The 332-nt window shown below is 65.1% G+C and carries 1 pseudogene; it reads right to left on the bottom strand.

Annotated features, from left to right (window positions below):
• Window positions 1–332 (bottom strand): annotated as a pseudogene (locus ACNFCI_RS24100) (RHS repeat protein); the annotation flags it as partial.

Genomic DNA, 332 nt, shown 5'->3' with positions numbered 1-332 from the left:
TGGCTACGGCTGTCATAACGGTAGTTTTCACCGTCGTCCGTAGCACCTTCGCGCTTCACCGACACGACCTGCTCGAGCTCGGCACGCATGGTCCAGGCCAGGGGTTGCCCCAGCAGCAGCACGGCCTGCTGCCCGCCCGGAGTGAACAGTGCCTCGACAGCCGACGGGTCCTTCGTCAGCGTGCTCAACACGGCCCGGTTGCTGCGGTCGCTGACGGTGATGTCGGTGGTGTAGTTGTGGTTCGTGGCAGGGGCGCTGTGGCGGATCTGCAGCAGGTTGCCTGCGGTGTCGTAGCGGTACGTGCGGGTGTATGGGGTGTAGGTGGTGCTGTC

It is taken from the genome of Pseudomonas sp. NY15356, from assembly GCF_048068175.1.
GTDB classification, from domain to species: domain Bacteria; phylum Pseudomonadota; class Gammaproteobacteria; order Pseudomonadales; family Pseudomonadaceae; genus Aquipseudomonas; species Aquipseudomonas putida_K.
Note: the sequence above shows the minus strand (reverse complement) of the source record. Positions and strands in the feature narration are given on the sequence as shown.